This window comes from Methanophagales archaeon, assembly GCA_021159465.1.
In the GTDB taxonomy this organism is placed as follows: domain Archaea; phylum Halobacteriota; class Syntropharchaeia; order Alkanophagales; family Methanospirareceae; genus G60ANME1.
Window position 1 is genome coordinate 1 of sequence record JAGGRR010000230.1, and the last position, 4,243, is coordinate 4,243.

The window sequence follows — 4,243 nt, forward strand, 5'->3', positions numbered from 1 at the left end:
TTATCCGCTTTACTTCGCATATCTGTTCCCTGATAAGTTTGAACATACAGTTTAATCCCCTCCACCAACCATTCACAAAAGATCATCATATCATTCTCCAATCTATCAAAAGTGAAGCTATAACGATGTTGAAGGTCGTGATACTCGCAATGTGCTTTGAAGGTGATATAACCTTCATAATAAGCGAATTAAAGGCTAAAGCATCGTTAAGGGAGTTTACAGGCTTTTAAGCAGGTTTACAGTCGATCAGTTTGTGGATATGGTGTTGAGAACCGTAAACGCCGTTTGTGGAAAGCAAAAGAGCTGCCTGTGAAGGTCTATTGGGATGACGTGAAGCTAAAAGCGCTAAGCGAACTGGTGAAGAGTGAAGAGGGGAGAGGATATGAGGATGTAAGGATGGAGAAAGTTAGATAGATAGTCCATTAGCTATCTTTCGCACGAGTTCCAGTAATCTGTTCACCTCACGCTCTGTATTATAAAGATATAAAGAAGCCCTGACTGTTCCTTCTATACCGAGATAATTCATCAGCGGCATACAGCAGTGATGTCCTGACCTTACGATTATACCCGCTTTATTATCGAGCAGCAGCGCCACATCATCCGGGTTCTTACCATCAAGATTGAACGATACGGTACCTATTCTTTTATTTGAGGATGCATCGTAATCGTAGCCATAAAGTTCAACGCCAGGTATCTTCTGTAGTCCTTCTATGAGCTCCTTTGTCAGCTTCTCCTCTTTTAGCTTCACGTTCTCCATGCCTATTGCATTTAAATAATCAACTGAGGCACCAAGCCCTATCGCACCTGATATATCGGGTGTACCACTCTCAAACCCCTCATTCGCACCTTTTAACTCATATTCAACGAAAGAAGCGGTCTCTACACCTCCGCCACCTACATTCAGAGGTTCTATACCGGGCATGAGTTCCTCTCTTATGTACAGTGCTCCTATACCGGTGGGAGCGAGCATCTTATGCCCTGAGAACGCCATGAAGTCACAGCCCAGTTCCTTTACATCTACCGGCAGATGAGGTACCGATTGTGCACCATCCACGAGTAACAGCGCATCATTCGCATGGCACAGCTTCGATATTGCGCGAATTGGTAGAATAGAGCCAAGAGCGTTGGAGACATGGCTGACCGCTACGATTCGCGTATCCGAATCTATTGCCGCTTCAAAATCCGAGATTCCCAGTTCACAGCTTTTCCTATCGCCGTTAGCGGGCTTCACCACCTCTATATCTATCCCGAACTTACGCTTCGCACGTAGCCATGGCAGTAGGTTTGAATGGTGCTCCAGCAGACTGATAACGACCTTATCACCCTTATGCATGCTGAGCCCGGATGCGACCATATTTATACCTTCTGTGGTGTTCCGTGTGAAGACAATCTCATGAGCGCGTGCACCAATGAATTTTGCAACCTTATTACGCGCTTCTTCATATTCCGCTGTTGCTAGCCGTGTTAGTCTGTGGACGCCTCTACCCACATTCGCATTATATCGCCTGTAATAGCCCAGTACGGCATCAAGAACAGGTTCGGGCGTTAGACTCGTCGCTGCTGTGTCCATGTATATTATACCAGACTCCAGAATAGTGAAATCACGCCTTATCCGCTCTGTATCTATATCTGTCATAATTTTATACCCTACATCTCTTTTTCTTCTCTTCTCCTATTTATTAATTGTTGATCGATGAACAACCGTAATAAGGACAGGCACGTGATAGAGACGCTGGGAAGAGCAAGGGTGGTAGTGGAGGATGGTAAAGTGGTGGAGATTGGGAGACCGGTACTGAAATACTGTCCTTTATGGGCGAAGATAAGGGGGATAGAGGAGATAAATGAACGGGTGATCAGAGATAATGTGGAGTTCAGGATACGAGATTTCGGCATGTGTACTGCGGAGAGGGCGCTGGAGCTAGATGTTTTTGTTGGTTTCGGCGCTTCTGAGACGTTAATGACCGCACTTCATAAAGGACTGCTCGATGCCACTGTTACGGTTTGTGAAGGTGCTGGCACTGTTATTACCTCCAATCCTGCTTTAGTACAGGGTATAGGTGCGAGATTAGGCGGGGTAATAGAGACCAGCCCGGTGGGAGCTATTTTGAGGGGCATAAGCGAAAGAGGAGGTGTAACACTCGTGCCACCTGCGATAGATCAGCCTGCGGGACTGCGTATTGCACTTCGTATGGGCTATAAAAGAGTGGGTGTGACTGTGTGCACAGTTGAAGATGCCGAGCAATGCCGGGCTATAAGTGAAGATGCAATCATATTCGGTGTACATCTAACAGGCATTACGAGGAGCGATGCAGAGAGGCTCCTTCAAGTTGCTGATCTGGTTACTGCCTGTGCATCACGGTATATAAGGGAACTGGCGAAGGAGCGAGTGATTTTACAGGCTGGTACTGCTATTCCGATATTTGCACTCACACCAGCGGGTAAGGAATTATTACTGGAACGTGCGAAGGAGATCGAAGATAGATTGCTGTTGAGTGCTATGCAATTGCCGATGTTACCAGCAGAGAAGCAGCCGATACCGCTGGTTTAATGTGAGTTTGAGTTGAGTGTGTATGTGAGGGATGCGAGTTGAGAGTGGAGAGGATAGGACTGACCGGCAAGCCGAGGGTAGGCAAGTCAACGCTCATAAAGAGTTTGATAAAGGATTTGAAAGCCATGGGTGTATCAGTTGGTGGCATGCTCACTGCGGACATTCGAGAACGAGGAGTAAGAATAGGCTTCTCTATCGAGGATATAAGTACCGAAGAACAGGGCATTCTCGCACATATCCGGCTACATGGCAGCATTAGAGTGGGGAAATATATCCTGAATCTTGGCGATCTGGACAGCCTGGGTGCTAACTCGATATTAAACGCGGTGGTTTATTCTGATATAATTGTTATTGACGAGATAGGACCCATGGAATTGAAGTCAAAGAGGTTTATAGAAGCTGTGGAACGTGCGATAGCGAGTGAGAAGCCGATGCTCGTCAGTGTTCATCGTGCTTCACAGCACGAGCTGGTGAGAAGGGTGAAGAGGGAGTTTGATATCCTGGAGGTTACTATTGCGAACAGGGACGAGATCGCAACCATGGCGATGGATAAGCTTAAGGCTTGTTTGATTCCCCATTCCTGATTGATATGGTATAAACTATAAACTATAAACATAAACACTTGAATTTGAATTGGATAGATACAACGCCGATGGATACGGAGATGGAGATACAACTTCCGGTGAGATATAAGAGTGGATGTAAGTGCATAGACGAGCTGCTGGGTGGTGGCTTTGAATCAGGAACAGTGACCCAGTTATACGGTGAGGCGGGTAGTGGTAAGACGAATATATGCCTTCAGACCGCGATAGAATGTGCAAGAATGGGAAAGACGGTGATTTTTATAGACAGTGAGGGCTTCTCACCTGAGAGATTTATACAGATTGCGAGGAGTGTTTCGGACGAGCGTGATATAGAGAGTATAGCGCGCCGAATAATAATATACGAGCCACAGAGCTTTGAGCAGCAGACAGCATGCATAAAAGAGGTAGAGGGTGTAATAGAGGAGAAAAAGAATGTAGCGCTTGTAATCCTGGATTCAGCGACACTGTTTTATCGGCTGGAGCTGGATGAAGAGCGGAGCATGTATCTGAGACGAGTACTGGCGAATCAGATAGAGCAGCTTCTGATGCTTGCACGGCGATACGACCTCGCGGTTATTATTACCAACCAGGTCTATTCGGATATAGAGGAAGGTAAAGGTAAATTACGCCCTTCTGGTGGTTATGCACTTGAGCACCTCTCTAAGGTGATAGTACAGCTGGAGAAGTCACCACAAGGCGGGGGTAAGAGGCGGGCGACTATAAAGAAACACAGGTCTATGCCCGAGGATATTACATGCGAGTTCTTCATTACGGGTGGAGGTGTAGAATAATCATTATTTGGTATCTGCTCAATAAAAGGTGGATATTAAAGATGATTATGTGAAATGAGCTGTGCTAAATCTATATCTGATATAATCAAAGAAACCGACCCTCTGCTTCCCTATTATCGAAATCTATGCCTTCAGGATCCAAAGTTATTATCTCTTTTTTGGGTATTGTAGGGTTGTAGGGTATAAGCATCTAATTGCATCTGAATATATTCCTCTATAAAATTTTTGATTTTCCTCTTGAGAACCACTTGATATTGAATAATTACTGGAAATCCATTACTGCTGTAACGGTGCTCGCACTTCATATCTTATCTTATCGA

At 45.4% G+C, this 4,243-nt stretch carries 4 protein-coding genes and 1 pseudogene; 4 read left to right on the top strand and 1 reads right to left on the bottom strand.

What is annotated here, in order from left to right; all coding sequences use genetic code 11:
- Positions 1-110 precede the first annotated feature (110 nt).
- Positions 111-301: pseudogene (locus tag J7J01_09760) on the top strand (IS5 family transposase).
- A gap of 105 nt (positions 302-406) precedes the next feature.
- Here J7J01_09760 and J7J01_09765 read toward each other — a convergent pair.
- Positions 407-1,636, bottom strand: a complete 1,230-nt coding sequence (locus J7J01_09765) for a cysteine desulfurase (GenBank protein ID MCD6211147.1) — start codon at positions 1,634-1,636, stop codon at positions 407-409.
- A 57-nt stretch (positions 1,637-1,693) separates the two neighbouring features.
- Between J7J01_09765 and J7J01_09770 the strand changes: the two genes are divergently transcribed.
- The 3 genes from J7J01_09770 (at position 1,694) to radB (ending at position 3,923) form a co-directional block, all read left to right on the top strand.
- On the top strand, positions 1,694-2,548 hold the full coding sequence (locus tag J7J01_09770) for a DUF2099 family protein (GenBank protein ID MCD6211148.1): 855 nt from the start codon (positions 1,694-1,696) through the stop codon (positions 2,546-2,548).
- A 38-nt stretch (positions 2,549-2,586) separates the two neighbouring features.
- Positions 2,587-3,132 (top strand): NTPase, encoded by a 546-nt coding sequence (locus J7J01_09775; protein MCD6211149.1) that lies wholly within the window; start codon positions 2,587-2,589, stop codon positions 3,130-3,132.
- A 68-nt stretch (positions 3,133-3,200) separates the two neighbouring features.
- Positions 3,201-3,923: a DNA repair and recombination protein RadB gene (gene radB, locus J7J01_09780; protein MCD6211150.1), complete on the top strand. Its 723-nt coding sequence runs from the start codon at positions 3,201-3,203 to the stop codon at positions 3,921-3,923.
- The last annotated feature ends 320 nt before the right edge of the window (positions 3,924-4,243 follow it).